Below are 16,546 nucleotides of genomic sequence, written 5' to 3'. Positions count from 1 at the left end.
GTCAATTAACGTAACATACGTGGCGTATGTCAATGATGGACATTGAGCGAATACCGAGCCGCAACATTCCGGAGCCCATTTTATGGCAAATCCTTATTTCAAACTGTTCACCGCCCCGGGCAGCAAGGCGTTTTCCTCTGCCGGGCTAATCGCGCGCCTGCCGGTCTCGATGACCGGCATCGGCATCATTACCATGCTCTCGCAGGTACGCGGCTCCTATTGGTTAGCGGGCGCGGTGGCGGCGACGTTCGCCTTTTCCATGGCGCTGCTCGCGCCGCAGATCGCGCGCGCAGCGGATCGCTTCGGCCAACGCCGAGTGCTGCCGTATGCCACCGGGACCAGCGCGATCGCCCTCTTGCTGCTGCTGATTTGCACTCGCTACCAGGCACCGGATTGGGCGCTGTTCGTCTTCGCCGCGCTCGCGGGCGGCATGCCCAGCATCTCCGCGATGGTCAGAGCTCGCTGGAGCGAAATTTATCGCGGCACGCCGCAGCTGCACACGGCATTTTCATTCGAGTCGGTGTTGGACGAAGTCGCCTTTATCATCGGCCCGCCGATCGCCGTGGGGCTCAGCGTTTCACTTTTCCCAGAAGCCGGCCCTCTGGTGGCCGCGCTGCTTCTGGTGGCGGGCGTCACGGCATTCGCCTTGCAAAAAAGCACACAGCCCCCGGTTTACACCCGCAACAGCGAGCGGCAGCGCGCCATTCTGGCTATGCCGTCAATGCAAATTCTGGTGCTGGCGCTGATCGCCCTGGGCACCATTGTCGGCACCGTGGACGTCATCAGCGTGGCCTTCGCCGAGCAGCAAGGCCAGCCGGCCGCCGCCAGCATCGTACTGTCGGTTTACGCGTTTGGCTCCTGCCTCGCCGGGCTGATTTTCGGCGCAATGAAGATCCCCGTCCCCTTGCCCCGCCTGTTCTTATACGCGGCGTTCGCCACCGCATTCACTACCCTGCCGCTGCTGTGGGTGCACAATGTCTTGACGCTGGCGGCGGCGATGTTTGTCGCCGGACTGTTTTTCGCGCCGACCATGATCATTGCCATGGGGCTGGTTGAAAACATCGTGCCCCCCGCCAGGCTGACGGAGGGATTGACCTGGATGGTCACCGGTCTGGGGATAGGCGTGGCGTTCGGCGCAGCCCTGGCGGGCCTGGCGATCGACGCTGCGGGGATAACGGCCGGCTTTGGCGTCACGCTCACGGCCGGCCTGGTCGTACTGCTGGTGGCGGCCGGCGGCTATCGCCTAATGCGGCGAACGCTGGCCTTGAAAGCGGCGTGAACCGCCTGCGCTAAACGGTTTCCCAAATCGCCTTGCCCTGCCAGCGCCGTTCGATCGCCGCCAGAAACAGTTTCACTTTGGGGGAGAGATGGCGTCGGCTGGGATAGACGGCGCAGATCGGCGGCCCCGGGCGACAATAGCGTTCCAGCACCGGCACCAGCGTGCCGGCCGCCATCTGTTCACCGACCAGAAACGCCCCTACCTGACACAGACCGGCCCCGGCGACGGCTGCATCCCGCAATGCCTCGACGTTGTTGAAACGCATCCGGCCGCGCACCGGCTGTTCGTGCAGTTGGCCGTTAACCCGATAGCGCCAGGGCGCCGGCAATCCCTGGTGGCTGAAGACCAGCGTCTCGTGATCGCCCAGCGCCTCCGGTGTCGCAGGCGTGCCGTAGCGCGCCAGATAGTCCGGCGCCGCGCAGGTGATCAGGCGGTGCGGCGCGAGCACCCGCCGCACCAGCCGACTGTCGTCGCTGCCGCCGACGCGGATCGCCACATCGATACCGTCGCGCACCAAATCGCTGTAATCGTCGGAGAAGCTGACGTCGGCGTCCACCTCCGGCCACTGCGCCAAAAATTCCCGCAGAATCGGCAAAATATGCAACCGCCCCAACGAGACCGGCACATCCAGCCGCAGCCGCCCGCGCGGGGTTTGCCGCCGCGTATTGAGCGCCGTTTCCGCCTCTTCGGCCTGCGACAGGATGCGCTGCGCATATTCGTAAAACACCGCGCCGTCTTCGGTCAGGCTGACGCTGCGCGTGGTGCGTTGCAGCAGCCGGGTCGCCAATCGCGCCTCCAATCGGTTCACGCATTTGCCCGCCGCCGATCGGGAGATGCCCAGTCTCTCGGCCGCCAGCGTGAAGCTGCAGGCGTCGGCGACGCGAATGAATACCAGCAGGTCGGTCAGGTTATCCAACGGCATAGACGGTAAATTAGCCACGCTTTGTCCCCAATGTTGCGCATTCAGGCCAGTTTATCAGCCATTTTGGCGCGGATACACTGAGGTTCGTCATCTGTTGGGAGAGTCATTATGAGTGCCTTACACGCCGACGGCGGCGCAAAAGCGTGGCTGGCGACCTTCGCGGTCGGCCTGTCCACCTTTACCGTCGTCACCGCAGAAATGCTGCCCGTCGGGCTGCTGACCCCGATCGTCAACACCCTGAACGCATCGATCGGCCGCGCCGGGCTGCTGATTTCCCTGCCGGCCCTGTTCGCCGCGCTGTTCGCCCCGCTGGTGGTGCTGGGCGCCCGGCGCACGGACCGCCGCAACCTGCTGGCGGGCTTTCTGCTGCTGCTGACAGCCGCTAACCTGCTGGCCGCCGCCGCCACCTCCCTGGCGCTGCTGTTCGCTGCGCGCATCCTGCTGGGCTTTTGCATCGGCGGTATCTGGGCCATCGCCGGCGGGCTGGCGGAACGCCTGGTGCCGCCGGCCTCCGTCGGATTGGCGCTGTCCATCATCTTCGGCGGCGTAGCGGCGGCCTCGGTATTCGGCGTGCCGCTCGGGGTATTCCTCGGCGAAGCGCTGGGCTGGCGCATGGCGTTTCTGGCGGTCGCCGTTCTGGCGGCGCTGACCCTGCTCCTGCTGGTGTGCGTGCTGCCGCCGCTGCCGGTCACGCAGGCGATCGGCTGGCGGTCGTTCACCGCGCAACGCGCGAATCGCCGGCTGCTGACCGGGCTGCTGCTGACGTTTCTGCTGGTCGCCGGCCACTTTATGGCTTACACCTTTGTCCGTCCGCTGCTGCAGACGGTCTCCGGCATCGAGAGCCGCTGGGTGGGGCCGCTGCTGTTCGCCTACGGCATCGCCGGCCTCGTCGGGAATTTTATCGCCGGCCAGGCCGCCGCCAAACGACTGCGCCGCACCCTGGCGCTGATCGCCCTCGGGCTGGCGCTCGCCGTCCTGCTGCTGCCGCTGCTGGGCCACACGCCGCTGAGCGGCGGCGCCTTCCTGCTGCTGTGGGGCATCGCCTACGGCGGCGTTTCCGTTGCGCTGATGGCGTGGATGCTCAAGGCGGCGCCCGATGCGGCCGAGGTCGCCTCTTCACTGTATATCGCGCTGTTTAACCTGGCGATTTCCTGCGGTTCGCTGGTGGGCGGGCTGGTGGTGGATGCCGGCGGCCTGACGATAAACGGCGCGCTGTCCAGCCTGGTGCTGCTGCTGGCGTTGGCCATCCTGATGGGGACCCGGCGGCAGAGGCCGAAAACGGCGGCGAAAGCCGATTCGCCGCCGGGGTGAGTCAGGCGCGGCGCTGCCGCAGGCCGTAAACCAACACCACCGCGAAACACAGCAGCGGCAGCAGATAAGAGAGCGCGGTGCTGTAACGGTCGGCCAGCGCCCCCATAAAGTAAGGCATGATGGCGCCGCCGACGATCGCCATGATCATGAACGAGCTGGCGCGCTTGGTGTGCTTGCCCAGATTTTTCACCCCCAGGGCGAAAATGGTCGGGAACATGATCGACATAAAGAAGAACACCGCGATCAGCGCCACCACCGAGACGCCGTCGACGCTCAGCATTACCACACCGCACAGCGCAATGTTGATCAGCGCATAGACCGCCAGCAGCGTCGCCGGTTTGACCCGTCCCATCAGCCAGGTGCTGAAGAAACGTCCGACCATAAAGCAGATCATGGCGATCGACAGCAGGTAAGAGGCGCTCTGGTTAGACACCTCGCGCCAGTGCTCGGTGGCGTAGTTGATGAAGAACGCCCCCACGCCCACCTGCGCCGCCACGTAGAAAAACTGCGTGATGACCCCGCCGACGAAATGCGGATGCTGCCACAACCCCTGCGCTATCACGCCGTGCACCGGTTTTTCCTCTTCGCGGATCGCCGGCAGCCGGGTGCGGCTGAACAACAGCGCGATCAGCAGCACCAGCGCGGCGATCGCCACATAGGTCATCTTCACCGCGCTCTGATCGCCGCCGCCGACGGACTGGCCGGCGGAGAAGAACAGCGTGCCGCCGATCAGCGGGCCGATAAACTGCCCGAGGCCGTTGAACGACTGGGCCAGGTTAAGCCGCCGTTCGGCGCCCTGCGCGTCGCCCAACACCGTGGCGTACGGGTTGGCCGCCGTTTCCAGGCAGCCCAGGCCGCTGGCGATAACGAACAGCGCGAACAGGAATACGGCGAAGCTGTTGGCCGACGCCGCCGGCACGAACAGCAGCGCGCCCAGTGCGTACAGGCACAGCCCGACCAGAATGCCCGCCTTATAGCCCTTGCGATCCATGAAATAACCGGCGGGCAGCGCCACCAGGAAATAGGCGCCGAAGTACGCCGCCTGCAGCAGCCCCGACTGCGCCTTGGTGACGTGCAGCGTCTCCTGAAAATGTTTGTTTAATACGTCCAGCAGGCCATAGGACAGCCCCCACATGAAGAACAGGCTGGTGACCAGGATAAAGGCCCAGCGCAGATTGGCGGTCACGGGGACGCCCGGCTGCGCGGAGGCCGCACTTTTTTCAGCAAGCATGGTGATACCCTCGTATCGTCTGGCGATGATGATGTTGGCGTTATTGCTGTTGCAGAGAGAAAATCCGCGCCATTTCCACCCATTTTTCGCCCTGCGGCGTCCAGGGGGTGGCGGCCTGGTAGTGCCACATCAGCGCTTCCCATCGCTGCACTTCGGGGTTGTTCAGGCTGGCGGCGTCAAAACGCGCGGCGTCGAAATCGGCGCTGACCTCCACGATCATGAACAGCCGGGTGCCTAACCGGTAAATCTCCATGTCCAGAATGCCGTGCTCGCGCAAATGCGCGGCGATGCCCGGCCAAATGCGCTGATGATGCTGCTGGTACTCCGCAATCAGCGCCGGTGAGTCAATCAGATCGAGCGCCTGGCAGAAACGGCGCCGCCCTGCCACCGCGCCGCTCACGTCAGCGCCCGATCGAGATGCAGGTAGCCGCCGTCCACCGACAGCCACTGTCCAGTGGTGTGTGATGACCGCGACGACAGCAGAAACGCCACGGTATCGGCGATCTCCTGCGGCGTGGTCATGCGCTGCCCGAGCGGAATGCGCGCGGTGATCTTCTCCATCTGCCGCTGCGGCTCGGCGAAGGTGTTGAGCCAGCGCTGGTACTGCGGGGTGATCACCTCCGCCGGCACCACCGCGTTCACCCGCACCCCATCATGGCGCAGCGACACCGCCCATTCGCGCGTCAGCGCCAGCACCGCGCCCTTGGCGGCGGTGTAGCCGCTGGTGCCCCCCTGCCCGCTGAGTGCGGTCTTGGAGGCGATGTTGACGATGGCGCCCCGGCTCTCCCGCAGCGCCGCCTGGCACAGGTGCGCCATCAGGTAGTAATGCACCAGATTCTTTTCCAGCGAGCCGACGAACGCTTCGCGCCCCGCCTCCAACCCGACGCCGTCGTTGACCCCGGCGTTGTTCACCAGCCCGTCAATGCGGCCGAAGGTCGCCAGCGTCTGGCTGACCGCCCGGCGGCAGGCCGCCTCGTCGCACAATTCGGTGAGGATCACCCCGGTGCGCGGCTGCAACCGCTGTAAATCGGCCAGCAGCGCCGCCTCCGGCGCGGCGTTGGTGACCAGCACCGGGATCGCCCCTTCCTCGGCCAGCACATGAGAAATCGCCGCGCCGATGCCGGCACCGCCGCCGGTGACCAGCACCACCTTATCTTGCAGATACAGATCCATAACCAGACTCCGTTAACCCGTAAATTTTCCAGGCGGTGTCGCCCCAAATCGCCGCCTGCTCGGCAGCCCCCAGCGTCGAGAGGGCCCGTTCACACAGTTGCACCACCTGGCGGTAGTCGCCGGCCAGCAGGCACACCGGCCAATCGGAGCCGAACATCAGCCGCTGCGGGCCAAACGCCTCCAGCGCGGCATCGAAGAACGGCAGCAGTTCTTCCGCGCGCCACCGGCCACCCGGCGCCTCGGTGATCAGCCCCGACAGCTTGCAGGCCACGTGCGGCAGCGCCGCCAACGGCCGGATTTGCTGCGCCCAGTGCCGCGCGCCGCGCATGATGTCCGGCTTGCCGAAGTGATCCAGCACCAGCCAGTGTTGGTCGTGGCGGCCGGCAAACGCCGCCGCGGCCGCCAGATCCCGGTGCGTCACCAGGATCTCGTACACATACCCGGCGCGCTGCAGCGTTTGCATGCCGCGATCCACCTCCGGCCGCGCCAGCCAGGCCGCCGGATCCGCTTCGTCCTGCACCTGATGACGCACCCCGCGCAGCGCGCTGTAAGGCCGCCAGGCCTCCAGACGCTGCGCCAGCTGTGGCGCGGCGATATCCAACCAGCCCACCACGCCGCATACGCCCTCGCTCTGCTCAGCCAGCGCCAGCAGGGCCAGCGTCTCGTCCTCGCTGGGGCGCGCCTGCACCGCCAGTGCGCCGTCGAAGCCGTGTTCCTGCAACAGCGGCCGCAGCCGGGGCGGATCGAAATCCTGTCGCAGCACGCGCATCCGCTCGTCGATCCACGGGTAGTGCTGCGGGTGGTAGCGCCAGTAGTGCTGGTGAGCGTCGATGCGCGGCATGCGATCCTCCCGCCTCACCCGCGGAACCGATACTGCTCGATCGACGACGGATGCATCTCGATCGAGTAACCGGGACGGCTCGGCGGCATGTAGGCCGCGCCGTTGATCACGCAGGGATCGACAAAGTGTTCATGCAAATGATCGACGTACTCGATCACCCGCCCTTCGTGGGTGCCGGCGATGCACAGGTAGTCGATCATCGACAGGTGCTGCACGTATTCGCACAGCCCGACGCCGCCGGCGTGCGGGCAGACCGGCAGCTGGTATTTGGCCGCCATCAGCATCACCGCCAGCACTTCGTTGACGCCGCCGAGACGGCAGGCGTCGATCTGCACCACGTCCACCGCGCCGCGCATGATGAACTGCTTGAACATGATGCGGTTCTGGCACATCTCACCGGTGGCCACCTTGACCGGCGCCACCCCTTCGCGGATGCGGCGATGCCCTTCCACGTCGTCCGGGCTGGTCGGTTCTTCGATAAACCAGGGGTTGGCGAACGCCAGATGTTTCACCCACGGAATGGCTTCGCCCACCTCCCACACCTGGTTGGCGTCGATCATCAGCCGGCGATCCGGGCCGATCACCTCACGGGCGATGCGCACCCGGCGAATGTCGTCTTCCAGATCGCGCCCGACCTTCAGCTTCAGGTAGGAGAAACCGGCGTCGACCGCTTCCTGGCACAGGCGGCGCAGCTTGTCATCCGGGTAACCCAGCCAGCCGGCGGAGGTGGTGTAACAGGGGTACCCTTCCTGCAGCAGTCGCTCCAGGCGCCGTTCTTTGCCCTCGGCCCGCTGTTTCAGCAGCGCCAGCGCTTCCTGCGGCGTGATGCAGTCGGTGATGTAACGGAAGTCGATGCAGCGCACCAGTTCCTCCGGCGTCATCTCCGCCACCAGCCGCCACACCGGCTTGCCGACCGATTTGGCCCACAGATCCCACACCGCGTTGACCACCGCGCCGGTCGCCAGGTGAATGGCGCCTTTGTCCGGCCCGATCCAGCGCAGCTGGCTGTCGCTGGTGAAGCGCCGCCAGAAGGCGCCCATGTCGGCGGCGATATCCTCCAGCCGCTCGCCGACGATCTGATGCTCCAGCGCGCGGATCGCCGCGCAGCAGATCTCGTTGCCGCGGCCGATGGTGAACGTCAGTCCGTGGCCGCTGAGATCCGCGCGATCGGTCTCCAGGATCACGTAGGCGGCGGAATAGTCGGGATCCGGATTCATGGCGTCGGATCCGTCCAGCCCCAACGAGGTGGGGAAACGAATGTCTTCAACCCGCAGTGCGGTAATGGTGGTCATGGCGGCGCTCCCGGTTAAGCCTGTACGGTTTGCTGGCGCTGTTCGCCCAGCCCTTCGATGCCCAGACGCATCGTCTGGCCCGCCCGCAGATAGACGGGCTGCGGTTTCTGCCCCATGCCGACGCCCGGCGGCGTGCCGGTGGAGATCACGTCGCCCGGCTGCAGGCTCATAAAGCGGCTGAGGTAGCTGACGATTTGCGGAATGCGGAAGATCATGGTGCTGGTGTTGCCGTCCTGATAGCGCTTGCCGTCCACCTCCAGCCACAGGTTCAGGTTGTGCGGATCGGCGATTTCGTCGGCGGTCACCAGCCAGGGGCCGATCGGCCCGAAGGTGTCGCAGCCTTTGCCCTTGTCCCAGGTGCCGCCGCGCTCAATTTGATACTCGCGTTCGGAGACGTCGTTGATCACGCAATAACCGGCGACGTGGCGCATCGCGTCCGCTTCGCTGATGTAGCGCCCGCCCAGGCCGATCACCACGCCCAGCTCCACTTCCCAGTCTGTTTTCTGCGAGCCGCGCGGGATCTCCACCCGGTCGTAGGGGCCGACCACCGCGCTGGTCCATTTGTTGAACACCACCGGTTCTTCAGGAATGGCCGCGCCGGTTTCCGCCGCGTGATCGGCGTAATTCAGGCCGATGCAGATGAACTTGCCGATGCCGCCGACGCAGGCGCCGAGGCGCGGCTGCCCCTCGACCAGCGGCAACGCGGCGCTGTCCAGCGCGCGCAGTTTGGCGAGCGACGCCGGCGATAACGCGGCGCCGCCCACGTCGGCGATATGCTGCGACAGATCGCGCAGGCGGCCCTGCGCATCCAACATGCCGGGGCGCTCTTGCCCGGGTTCCCCGTAACGTAAAAGTTTCATGCGTTCCTCTCTCAAAAATGGCGGCTCAGTTGCTCCAGCCGCCGTCGATGATCTGCACCGTGCCGGTGGTGTACGAACTGGCGTCGGAGGCCAGATACAGCGCCAACTGGGCAATTTCCTCGGTGGTGCCGATGCGCCCGATCGGCTGGCGGGCGACGAACGCCTGATACACCTCTTGCTCGCTGCGCCCCTGCTCGCGCGCCTGCTCGGCGATGCGCTGGCGCAGCGACGGCGATTCCACCGTGCCGGGGCAAATGGCGTTGCAGCGGATGCCCTGGGTGACGTAATCCGCCGCCACCGAGCGCGTCAGGCCGATCACCGCCGCCTTGCTGGCGCCGTAGGCGAAGCGGTTCGGCACCCCTTTCACGCTCGAGGCCACCGAAGACATGTTGATGATCGAACCTTTACCGCGCGCCAACATGCCCGGCAGGAAGGCGCGGATCATGCGGAACATTGCGGTCACGTTGAGATCGAGCGCGAACGCCCACTGATCCTCGCTGCAATCGAGGATCGATCCGCTGTGCACCACGCCGGCGCAGTTGAACAACACGTCGATCGGGCCGATCGCTTCCGCCGCCGCCGCGATGGCGGCCGGATCGGTGACGTTCAGCGTCAGCGCGCGGATCCCGGCGCAGCCCTGCAGGCGCTCGAGGTTGATGTCGCTGGCGATCACGTCGGCGCCGGCGGCGGCGAACAGCCTGGCGGTGGTGAATCCGATCCCTTGCCCGGCGGCGGTGATCAGTACGCGTTTCCCGGTTAAATCCATCTTGACTCCTCGGCCTAAAGGTCTAATGGTCAGGCCACTAAGGGCGATTAAAGGTCAGGCCTCTAACATGACAAAAGACGCTTTACGCGTTATCGTTGGGGGAAGAAGTTAATAAAACAGCCTTGAAACCACATTTCAATTAACCATTTTTTTACACTTGAATAACGATTACTCAAGCGCCTTGTCGCATAATTGTGCGCCAAATCACTGAACGCCGAATCGTCAAAGGTCAAAAATGCCGATTACCCGACTGGAAAACCCAAGGATTTACAGACAGATAGCCGACCAGCTCAAACGTCTTATCGAGAACAACGAATTTCCGCCGGGCAGCCGCCTGCCCTCGGAGCGCGATCTTGCCCAGCAGTTGCAGGTCAGCCGCGCGTCGGTGCGCGAGGCGCTGATCGCGTTGGAAGTGATTGGCCTGGTGGACGTCAAGGTGGGCAACGGGGTGATCGTGCGTTCGCAAACGCCGCCGCCGGCGTCGCAAGAACCGGTCATGGCCCAGGCCGGCCGCAACCAGTGGGCGGAAATCGACGACGAACTGAATATCGAGCTGGATTTCAACGCCGAGCTGCCGCCGTTTTCACTGCTGCAAACCCGCCTGTTGATCGAACCGGAGACCGCCGCGCTGGCCGCGCGCCACGCCACCGACGAAGAGCTGGCGGGCATCCGCGCCGCCTATGAGCAGAACTGCCGCGATAACCGGGCCGGCTCCGCCACCCACCCCGGCGATCGGCTGTTCCACATCCGCATCGCCCAGGCCAGCGGCAACCCGGCCTATGCGTTCATCATCGGGCACCTGCTCGGCCACCGTTACGGCAGCATGTTCCGCGTGCTGCAGCGCCACTATACGCCGGACGACATGCCGCACCGTTCCGAGCTGGAACACCGGGCGATCCTGGCGGCAATTGAAGCGCGCGATGTGCGCGGCGCCCGCAAGGCGATGAAGGCGCACCTGGACGAAGTGATCGCCATTTTCGCCCGCGCGCAATAGGCCGCGGCGGTTAAAAATTTTTATCGCCACCGCTCTTTTTTCTACATGCAGCAGGGGCCTGGGGGCATTACACTGGGCGACGAATAACGCCCTTTCCCGCTGCATTGTTAAATGGATAACGACCGTTGAAGAACTCTGTCTCCGCTTTATTGCTGGCGCTGGGCCTGTGCGCCGCGCCGCTGGCCGTGCAGGCCGCGCCCCCGCAGCTGGCTTCGCAAATCGTCGACCAGTATGCCGAACATATTTTCTACAACAGCGGCGCCACCGGCATGGCGCTGGTGGTGATCGACGGCAATCAAGTGGTTAACCGCAGCTTTGGCGACACCAAGCCCGGCAACAACCTGCGCCCGCGCCCGGATTCGCTGATCCGCATCGCCTCGATCACCAAGCTGATGACCAGCGAAGTGATGGTGAAGATGGCGGCGGAAGGCCAGGTCAAGCTGACCGACCCGCTGCGCAAATATGCCCCCAAGGGCGCCTATGTGCCGGCTTACAACGCCGGCCAGCCGATCACCTTATTGAACCTGGCGACCCACACCAGCGCGCTGCCGCGCGAGCAGCCGGGCAAGAAGCCGCCGAAAACGCCGGTGTTCACCTGGCCGACCAAGGCCCAGCGCTGGCAGTGGCTGGCGCATGCCAACATCACGACGCCGCCGGGCGTGCACGCCGCGTATTCCAACCTGGCGTATGATCTGCTGGCCGACGCGCTGTCGCGCGCCGCGGGCAAGCCATACAACGCGCTGCTGAAAGAGAAAATCACCGCACCGCTCGGCATGGTCGACACCACGCTGACGCCGAGCCCTGAACAATGCTCGCGCCTGATGGTGGCGGCGGCCGGCCCAAGCGCCTGTCGCGACACCACCGCCGCGGCCGGCAGCGGCGGCGTCTACTCCACCCCGCGCGACATGCAGCGCTGGATGCAGCAGTTCCTCTCCTCCAGCGCCAGCGGCCCGCGCAAAGCCACCGCCGCCAGCGAGCAAACCATGTACTTCCAGCGCCACGATCTGGTGTCGCTGAAGGGCATGGACGTGCCGGGGCAAGCGGATGCATTGGGATTGGGCTGGGTGTATATGGCGCCGAAGGACGGGCTGCCGGGCATCATTCAGAAGACCGGCGGCGGCGGCGGATTCATCACCTACATGGCGATGATCCCGGCGAAAAACGTCGGGGTGTTCGTGGTGGTGACCCGTTCGGAGCTGAGCAAGTTCACCAACATGAGCGATCCGGTCAACCGACTGGTGAGCGATCTGGCGGCCAACAAGAGTTGAGATGGGGGGCGCAGCTGGCTGCGCCCCCAGGCGTCAGGCCGGCACCGCCATCTGATGAATCACCGTATGGAAGTTGCGCTTGAAGTAGATCAGGCCGTTGCCCGCTTCGCTCAGCGCGATCTGCTTGATCTGCACCAGGTACATCTGGTGGGTGCCGATGCTCTGGATCTGCTCGATCTCCCCTTCCAGGCTGGCCAGGGTATTGCGCAGCACCGGCTGCCCCAGCGCGCCGAGCTGCCACTCTTCCAGCCGGAAACGATCTTCCATGCTGACGCCGGTCATGCCGGCGAAGTGGCGCGCCATCAGCTCCTGCTCGTGGTTAAGCACGTTGACGCACAGCCTGCGGTTTTCCTGAAACACCGGGTTCATCGCGCTGTTGCGGTTGATGCACACCAGCAGCGTCGGCGGCGTATCGGTCACCGAACACACCGCCGTGGCGGTGATGCCGCAGCGCCCCGCCGGGCCGTCGGTGGTGACGATATTCACCGCCGCCGACAGGCTGGCCATGGCGTCGCGAAAGCGCAGGCGCTGTTCATTTTCCTGAGACATACAACCTCCTCCTGAATTACTTCAGCAGATTATCCAACTGATTAATATCGTCATTGTTACGCAGGTGCGGCACCTTCCAGCCGTGCTGATCGTAATCGGCCAGGCACTTGTCGACCATCTGCATCATGCGATCCATGTTGCCGGATCCCTGCGCGTGGCGCAGGCACTGCAGGCGGATCTCATCCTGGCTGCCGGCGTAGTTGATCTCATACAGCTCGTGGCGCCCGCCGAACTCGCTGCCGATCGCATCCCACATCAGTTTGAGGATCTTGATACGCTCAACGTGATCCATGCCGTCCGATCCGCGCACGTAGCGCGCCAGGTACTTGTCGATCTCCGGGTTGTTCATGTCGCGCACGCTGGACGGCAGGTAGATCAGGCCGCTGGTGACGTTCTTCTCGATGATGTGTTTCACCTTGGTGTAGGCCATCGGCGCCATCACGCGGTAGGTTTGCAGCGCGGCGGAATCCGGCAGGTAGGCGCCGTTTTCCCATTGCGTGGCTTCGGCGCACATCGCGTCGCTCAGCGACCAGAACAGGTTGCGCCAGGCCACCACTTCGCCCAGATCGGCCTGCACGCCGCGGAACTCCAGCACGCCGGTGCACGAGAGGCTCTTTTGCAGCAGCGCGGTGATGAAGTCCATCTTCACCGCCAGGCGCACGCAGGCCTGCAGCGGGAACAGCCGGGCGAAACCGCCCTGGGTGCTCCAGCGCCGACAGCGGTCGAAATCGCGGTAGATCAGCACGTTTTCCCACGGGATCAGCACATGATCCATGATCAGGATTGCGTCGTTCTCGTCGAAGCGGCTGGTCAGCGGGTAGTCGAACGGCGAACCGGTCGCGCCGGCCACCAGCTCGTAGGAGGCGCGCGAAATCAGCTTCACCCCTTCGGCATCCATCGGCGCCACGAACATCAGCGCAAAGTCCGGATTATCGCCCATCACCTGCGCCGAACCGAAGCCGATGAAGTTGTAGTGGGTCAACGCCGAGTTGGTAGCCACCACTTTGGCGCCGCTGACGATGATGCCGGCGTCGGTTTCTTTCTCCACCTGAATGTAAACGTCCTTCACCTCGTTGACCGGCTTATGACGATCGATCGGCGGGTTGACGATAGCGTGGTTGAAATAGAGCCCAGTTTCCTGAATGCGTTTGTACCAGTGGCGCGCGTTGTCGGCGAACTGGCCGTAGAACTCCGGATAAGCGCCCAGCGCGCAGCCGAAGGCCGCCTTATAATCCGGCGTGCGCCCCATCCAACCGTAGCTTTGGCGCGACCAGTCGGCGATGGCGTCACGCTGCTGGCGCATCTCTTCCGGGCTGCGGGCATAGCGGAAGAACTTGTGGGTGTAACCGCCGTTACCGGTGTCGGTATTCCAGCACAGGCGATCCTGGCTGGCCGGATCGTGCAGCGCGTCGTACAGCTGGCCGACCGAGGCCGCCGCATTGCGGAACGCCGGGTGGGTGGTGACGTCTTTTACGCGTTCGCCGTAAATGTAGATTTCGCGGCTGTCCTGCAAACTTTTCAGGTACTCGGCGCCGGTGAACGGACGCTTGCTGTCGGCACGAAAGTCTTCTGGTTTCATCGGGTCTTCCTCGTAATCGGCATTTTTCAGGCCGTGGAGTCGGCCATTTGTTAAAATAATGTTTTCTTTTGGTTGCTTAATTGAAGCTGCCAAAGCCGGTTTCGAGAAGAGACTTTTGCGGCAATCGCCGGTACTTTTCAGGTCAGTTTGCCGCTTTCGCGGCAAACTGTGATCGCGGTTACGAAAGGGCGTGTTGCGCCGCGCGGTAGGTTGAAGGGGAACAGCCTTCCAGCCGATTGAAAAAACGGGCGAAATAGGCCGGATCCTTGAAGCCGAGGCTGTAGGCGGTTTCATGCACCGTGCAGGCGCTGAACAGCAGCATGCGCTTGGCCTCGCGCAGCAATCGATCGAAGATCAGCCGCTTGGGCGGCCGGTTGGCGAAGCGCCGACACAGGTCGTTGAGCCGCGATTCGGTCACGCCCAACGCCTGCGCATACTCCGGCACCGGCAGATGCTCACGGAAACGCTCGTCCACCATCTTGTTGAAGCGTTGAAACAGCTGCAGTTCGCCGCGCACGCCGCTGTTGGCGCTGTCTTCCAGCGCGGTGTTGCGCAGCAGCAGCGTGAACACCGCCTGCGCCAACAGCGCCAGCGTCTGTTCGCGCCCGGCCAGGTTCTGCGCGAACTCGCGGCGGATCAGCGCCCAATAATGGCTGAGCGCAGTCAGCTCCTGCGGCGCATCGGCCAGCGACAGGCAGATGCCCGGCATGTCCAGCGCCAGATTGCTGCCGGGATACAGGCGCTCCAGCAGCGGCCAAATCAGCTCCTGACGCACCGTCAGCACGTGGCCGTCGCTGTCCGGTTCGGTGAAGAACGCATGCGGCACCGACGGCGGCGTGAGGATGAACAGCGGCGCCTGCACCGAATAGTGCTGATCGTCGAGCTGCAGCTCTATCTTGCCGGTCTCCAGAAAATGCACCTGGAAGAAGCAGTCGTGCCAGTGCACCTGCATGTCGCGGCCGAAGAACGCCGCCAGCCCGGCGAAGGTTTCGTAGTGCACCTCGTCGGCGGCGTAGCGCGCGTCATACTCTTTGCAAATATCGATGTTGGCGATAAAACCGGTACTTTTCCGCACCTCATTACCTCCTGCAATCCTGCCTATCTGCGTATCAAGGTGTCGCTCTCGGGCGCGAATCCTTCATCGGGATGCGCCACACCAGCACGGCGCCGACGATCAACAGCGCCGAGACGAAATACAGCCCGGAGTTGAAGCTGCCGGTCATGTCCTTGAACCAGCCGATCAACAGCGGGCTGAGCGCCGATCCGATATTGCCGGTGGCGTTGATCACGGCGATCCCCACCGCCCGCGCTTCCAGGCTGATCGACTGATCCGGCGTGGTCCAGAAGATCGCCATGGCGGTAAAGGAACCGACCGACGCCATCACGATCCCCAGCAGTTGGATCAGGCTGTGATCGGTGGCGGAAGCCAATAGCCAGCCGGCGGCGGCGAACAGATACGGCAGCGCGGTGTGATGCTTACGCTCCTGCAGCCTGTCGGATCGTTTGCTCCACCACACCATGCCGGCGATGGTGCAGATCTGCGGGATCGCCGCCAGAATGCCGATCGTCACGTTGCTGCTGCCCTGGTTGAAGCTCTGCAGGATCTGCGGCGTCCAGATGTTGATCGCGCTCAGGGTGTTGGTCAGACAGAAATAGGCCAGCGTGTACATCAACACGATCGGCGTGAAGATCTCGCGCCACAGGCTGCGCTGCTGCAGCGCGCGGTGGCTGCTCGGCCCGTTGGGTTGCACCAGCTGCAGCTTGTCGGCCTCCATCATCGCCTTCAGGCTGGCTTTTTCCTCGTCGGTCAGCCACTTGGCCTTGGCCGGGGTGTCGTCGAGGTAGAACCACACCACCACGCCCAACAGCACCGACGGGATCCCTTCCAGCAGGAACAGCCACTGCCAGCCCTTCAGGTTCATCACCCCGTCCAGCGCCAGAATATAGCCGGAGACCAGCGAACCGATCGCCATGGTCACCGGCATGGCGATCATGAACAAGGCGTTGGCCCGGGCGCGGTAAAACGCCGGGAACCAGTAGGTGAGGTACACCAGAATGCCCGGCAGGAAGCCGGCCTCGGTGATGCCGACGATCATGCGCAGCACATACAGGCTGGTCGGCCCGGTGGCGAACATCGTGCAGGTGGAAGCGATGCCCCACAGCACCATGATGGTGGCGATCCAGCGCCGCGCGCCGACCCGGCTCAGCATCATGTTGCTCGGAATGCCGAAGATCACGTAGGTGGCATAGAACAGCGTCGCCGCCAGCCCGAACATGGTCGAGCTGAGGCCGAGATCCTTGCCCATCGTCAGCCCGGCGAAGCCGATGTTGATGCGGTCGAGGAAAGAGAAAACAAACAACACGAACAGGAAAATAATCAGGCGCCGAAACAACTTTTTAATCACCGATTGCTCGGCGGCGGTTAACGCTTTATGTTGCTGCGCCGGGTTGGCCGGCGGCAGCGAATCGACGTGGTTCATG

General features: G+C 64.2%; 16 protein-coding genes. 4 read left to right on the top strand and 12 right to left on the bottom strand.

Annotation, left to right across the window (positions count from 1 at the left end):
* The first annotated feature begins 82 nt into the window (after positions 1–82).
* Entirely contained in the window at positions 83–1,279 is a 1,197-nt protein-coding gene (locus ACJ8IP_RS15425) for an MFS transporter (RefSeq protein ID WP_033641780.1), read from the top strand.
* A gap of 10 nt (positions 1,280–1,289) precedes the next feature.
* On the opposite strand, the gene ACJ8IP_RS15420 is transcribed toward ACJ8IP_RS15425, so the two are convergent.
* The gene (locus tag ACJ8IP_RS15420) at positions 1,290–2,201 is read right to left on the bottom strand and encodes a LysR family transcriptional regulator (RefSeq protein WP_033651358.1); all 912 of its coding nucleotides are present in this window, start codon (positions 2,199–2,201) and stop codon (positions 1,290–1,292) included.
* Between the two features lie 108 nt (positions 2,202–2,309).
* On the opposite strand from ACJ8IP_RS15420, the gene ACJ8IP_RS15415 reads away from it, so the two are divergent.
* Positions 2,310–3,512 (top strand): MFS transporter, encoded by a 1,203-nt coding sequence (locus ACJ8IP_RS15415; protein ID WP_042783650.1) that lies wholly within the window; start codon positions 2,310–2,312, stop codon positions 3,510–3,512.
* A gap of 1 nt (position 3,513) precedes the next feature.
* Here the strand turns inward: ACJ8IP_RS15415 and fucP are convergent, their stop codons facing one another.
* Genes fucP through ACJ8IP_RS15380 form a run of 7 tightly spaced genes read right to left on the bottom strand, consistent with a single transcriptional unit; the run spans position 3,514 to position 9,675 of the window.
* Positions 3,514–4,743, bottom strand: coding sequence for an L-fucose:H+ symporter permease (gene fucP / locus ACJ8IP_RS15410; protein WP_042783649.1), 1,230 nt, complete (start codon positions 4,741–4,743; stop codon positions 3,514–3,516).
* A 40-nt stretch (positions 4,744–4,783) separates the two neighbouring features.
* Positions 4,784–5,143 (bottom strand): L-rhamnose mutarotase, encoded by a 360-nt coding sequence (locus ACJ8IP_RS15405; protein WP_197652758.1) that lies wholly within the window; start codon positions 5,141–5,143, stop codon positions 4,784–4,786.
* Positions 5,140–5,916: an SDR family oxidoreductase gene (locus ACJ8IP_RS15400; protein WP_033651361.1), complete on the bottom strand. Its 777-nt coding sequence runs from the start codon at positions 5,914–5,916 to the stop codon at positions 5,140–5,142. The genes ACJ8IP_RS15405 and ACJ8IP_RS15400 overlap by 4 nt, the downstream gene beginning before the upstream one ends.
* Positions 5,894–6,757, bottom strand: a complete 864-nt coding sequence (locus ACJ8IP_RS15395; protein ID WP_442524448.1) for an amidohydrolase family protein — start codon at positions 6,755–6,757, stop codon at positions 5,894–5,896. Before ACJ8IP_RS15395 ends, ACJ8IP_RS15400 begins: the two co-directional genes overlap by 23 nt.
* A 14-nt stretch (positions 6,758–6,771) precedes the next feature.
* Complete coding sequence (locus ACJ8IP_RS15390) at positions 6,772–8,049, bottom strand: L-fuconate dehydratase (protein WP_094142306.1); 1,278 nt, start codon at positions 8,047–8,049, stop codon at positions 6,772–6,774.
* 14 nt (positions 8,050–8,063) lie between these two features.
* A complete protein-coding gene (locus ACJ8IP_RS15385; protein ID WP_164106865.1) occupies positions 8,064–8,909 on the bottom strand; it encodes a fumarylacetoacetate hydrolase family protein in 846 nt (281 codons plus the stop codon).
* 25 nt (positions 8,910–8,934) lie between these two features.
* Positions 8,935–9,675, bottom strand: a complete 741-nt coding sequence (locus ACJ8IP_RS15380; protein WP_164057718.1) for an SDR family oxidoreductase — start codon at positions 9,673–9,675, stop codon at positions 8,935–8,937.
* A 235-nt stretch (positions 9,676–9,910) separates the two neighbouring features.
* Here ACJ8IP_RS15380 and ACJ8IP_RS15375 point away from each other — a divergent pair, with 235 nt between their 5' ends.
* Both ACJ8IP_RS15375 and ampH read left to right on the top strand, forming a co-directional pair.
* On the top strand, positions 9,911–10,669 hold the full coding sequence (locus ACJ8IP_RS15375) for a FadR/GntR family transcriptional regulator (protein WP_033641770.1): 759 nt from the start codon (positions 9,911–9,913) through the stop codon (positions 10,667–10,669).
* Positions 10,670–10,794: 125 nt separating this feature from the next.
* Complete coding sequence (ampH, locus tag ACJ8IP_RS15370; RefSeq protein WP_033651366.1) at positions 10,795–11,937, top strand: D-alanyl-D-alanine-carboxypeptidase/endopeptidase AmpH; 1,143 nt, start codon at positions 10,795–10,797, stop codon at positions 11,935–11,937.
* A 33-nt stretch (positions 11,938–11,970) separates the two neighbouring features.
* Here ampH and hpaC read toward each other — a convergent pair whose 3' ends face one another.
* The 4 genes from hpaC to hpaX form a co-directional block, all read right to left on the bottom strand.
* Positions 11,971–12,486, bottom strand: coding sequence for a 4-hydroxyphenylacetate 3-monooxygenase, reductase component (hpaC, locus tag ACJ8IP_RS15365; RefSeq protein ID WP_089192550.1), 516 nt, complete (start codon positions 12,484–12,486; stop codon positions 11,971–11,973).
* Positions 12,487–12,502: 16 nt separating this feature from the next.
* A complete protein-coding gene (gene hpaB / locus ACJ8IP_RS15360; protein WP_004933158.1) occupies positions 12,503–14,065 on the bottom strand; it encodes a 4-hydroxyphenylacetate 3-monooxygenase, oxygenase component in 1,563 nt (520 codons plus the stop codon).
* Positions 14,066–14,243: 178 nt separating this feature from the next.
* Entirely contained in the window at positions 14,244–15,140 is an 897-nt protein-coding gene (hpaA, locus tag ACJ8IP_RS15355) for a 4-hydroxyphenylacetate catabolism regulatory protein HpaA (protein WP_004933161.1), read from the bottom strand.
* 34 nt (positions 15,141–15,174) lie between these two features.
* Entirely contained in the window at positions 15,175–16,545 is a 1,371-nt protein-coding gene (gene hpaX, locus ACJ8IP_RS15350) for a 4-hydroxyphenylacetate permease (RefSeq protein ID WP_021505400.1), read from the bottom strand.
* Position 16,546: the final 1 nt, after the last annotated feature.

It is taken from the genome of Serratia sp. CY52157 (assembly GCF_052168495.1).
In the GTDB taxonomy this organism is placed as follows: domain Bacteria; phylum Pseudomonadota; class Gammaproteobacteria; order Enterobacterales; family Enterobacteriaceae; genus Serratia; species Serratia ureilytica.
This window is presented reverse-complemented; position numbering and strand designations above follow the sequence as displayed.

Bases quoted from the DNA above. Each gene is read 5' to 3' on its own strand.
- ACJ8IP_RS15425 (WP_033641780.1), top strand. From the start codon at position 83: ATGGCAAATCCTTATTTCAAACTGTTCACCGCCCCGGGCAGCAAGGCG.
- ACJ8IP_RS15420 (WP_033651358.1), bottom strand. From the start codon at position 2,201: ATGCCGTTGGATAACCTGACCGACCTGCTGGTATTCATTCGCGTCGCC.
- ACJ8IP_RS15415 (WP_042783650.1), top strand. From the start codon at position 2,310: ATGAGTGCCTTACACGCCGACGGCGGCGCAAAAGCGTGGCTGGCGACC.
- fucP (WP_042783649.1), bottom strand. From the start codon at position 4,743: ATGCTTGCTGAAAAAAGTGCGGCCTCCGCGCAGCCGGGCGTCCCCGTG.
- ACJ8IP_RS15400 (WP_033651361.1), bottom strand. From the start codon at position 5,916: ATGGATCTGTATCTGCAAGATAAGGTGGTGCTGGTCACCGGCGGCGGT.
- ACJ8IP_RS15395 (WP_442524448.1), bottom strand. From the start codon at position 6,757: ATGCCGCGCATCGACGCTCACCAGCACTACTGGCGCTACCACCCGCAG.
- ACJ8IP_RS15390 (WP_094142306.1), bottom strand. From the start codon at position 8,049: ATGACCACCATTACCGCACTGCGGGTTGAAGACATTCGTTTCCCCACC.
- ACJ8IP_RS15385 (WP_164106865.1), bottom strand. From the start codon at position 8,909: ATGAAACTTTTACGTTACGGGGAACCCGGGCAAGAGCGCCCCGGCATG.
- ACJ8IP_RS15380 (WP_164057718.1), bottom strand. From the start codon at position 9,675: ATGGATTTAACCGGGAAACGCGTACTGATCACCGCCGCCGGGCAAGGG.
- ACJ8IP_RS15375 (WP_033641770.1), top strand. From the start codon at position 9,911: ATGCCGATTACCCGACTGGAAAACCCAAGGATTTACAGACAGATAGCC.
- hpaC (WP_089192550.1), bottom strand. From the start codon at position 12,486: ATGTCTCAGGAAAATGAACAGCGCCTGCGCTTTCGCGACGCCATGGCC.
- hpaB (WP_004933158.1), bottom strand. From the start codon at position 14,065: ATGAAACCAGAAGACTTTCGTGCCGACAGCAAGCGTCCGTTCACCGGC.
- hpaX (WP_021505400.1), bottom strand. From the start codon at position 16,545: ATGAACCACGTCGATTCGCTGCCGCCGGCCAACCCGGCGCAGCAACAT.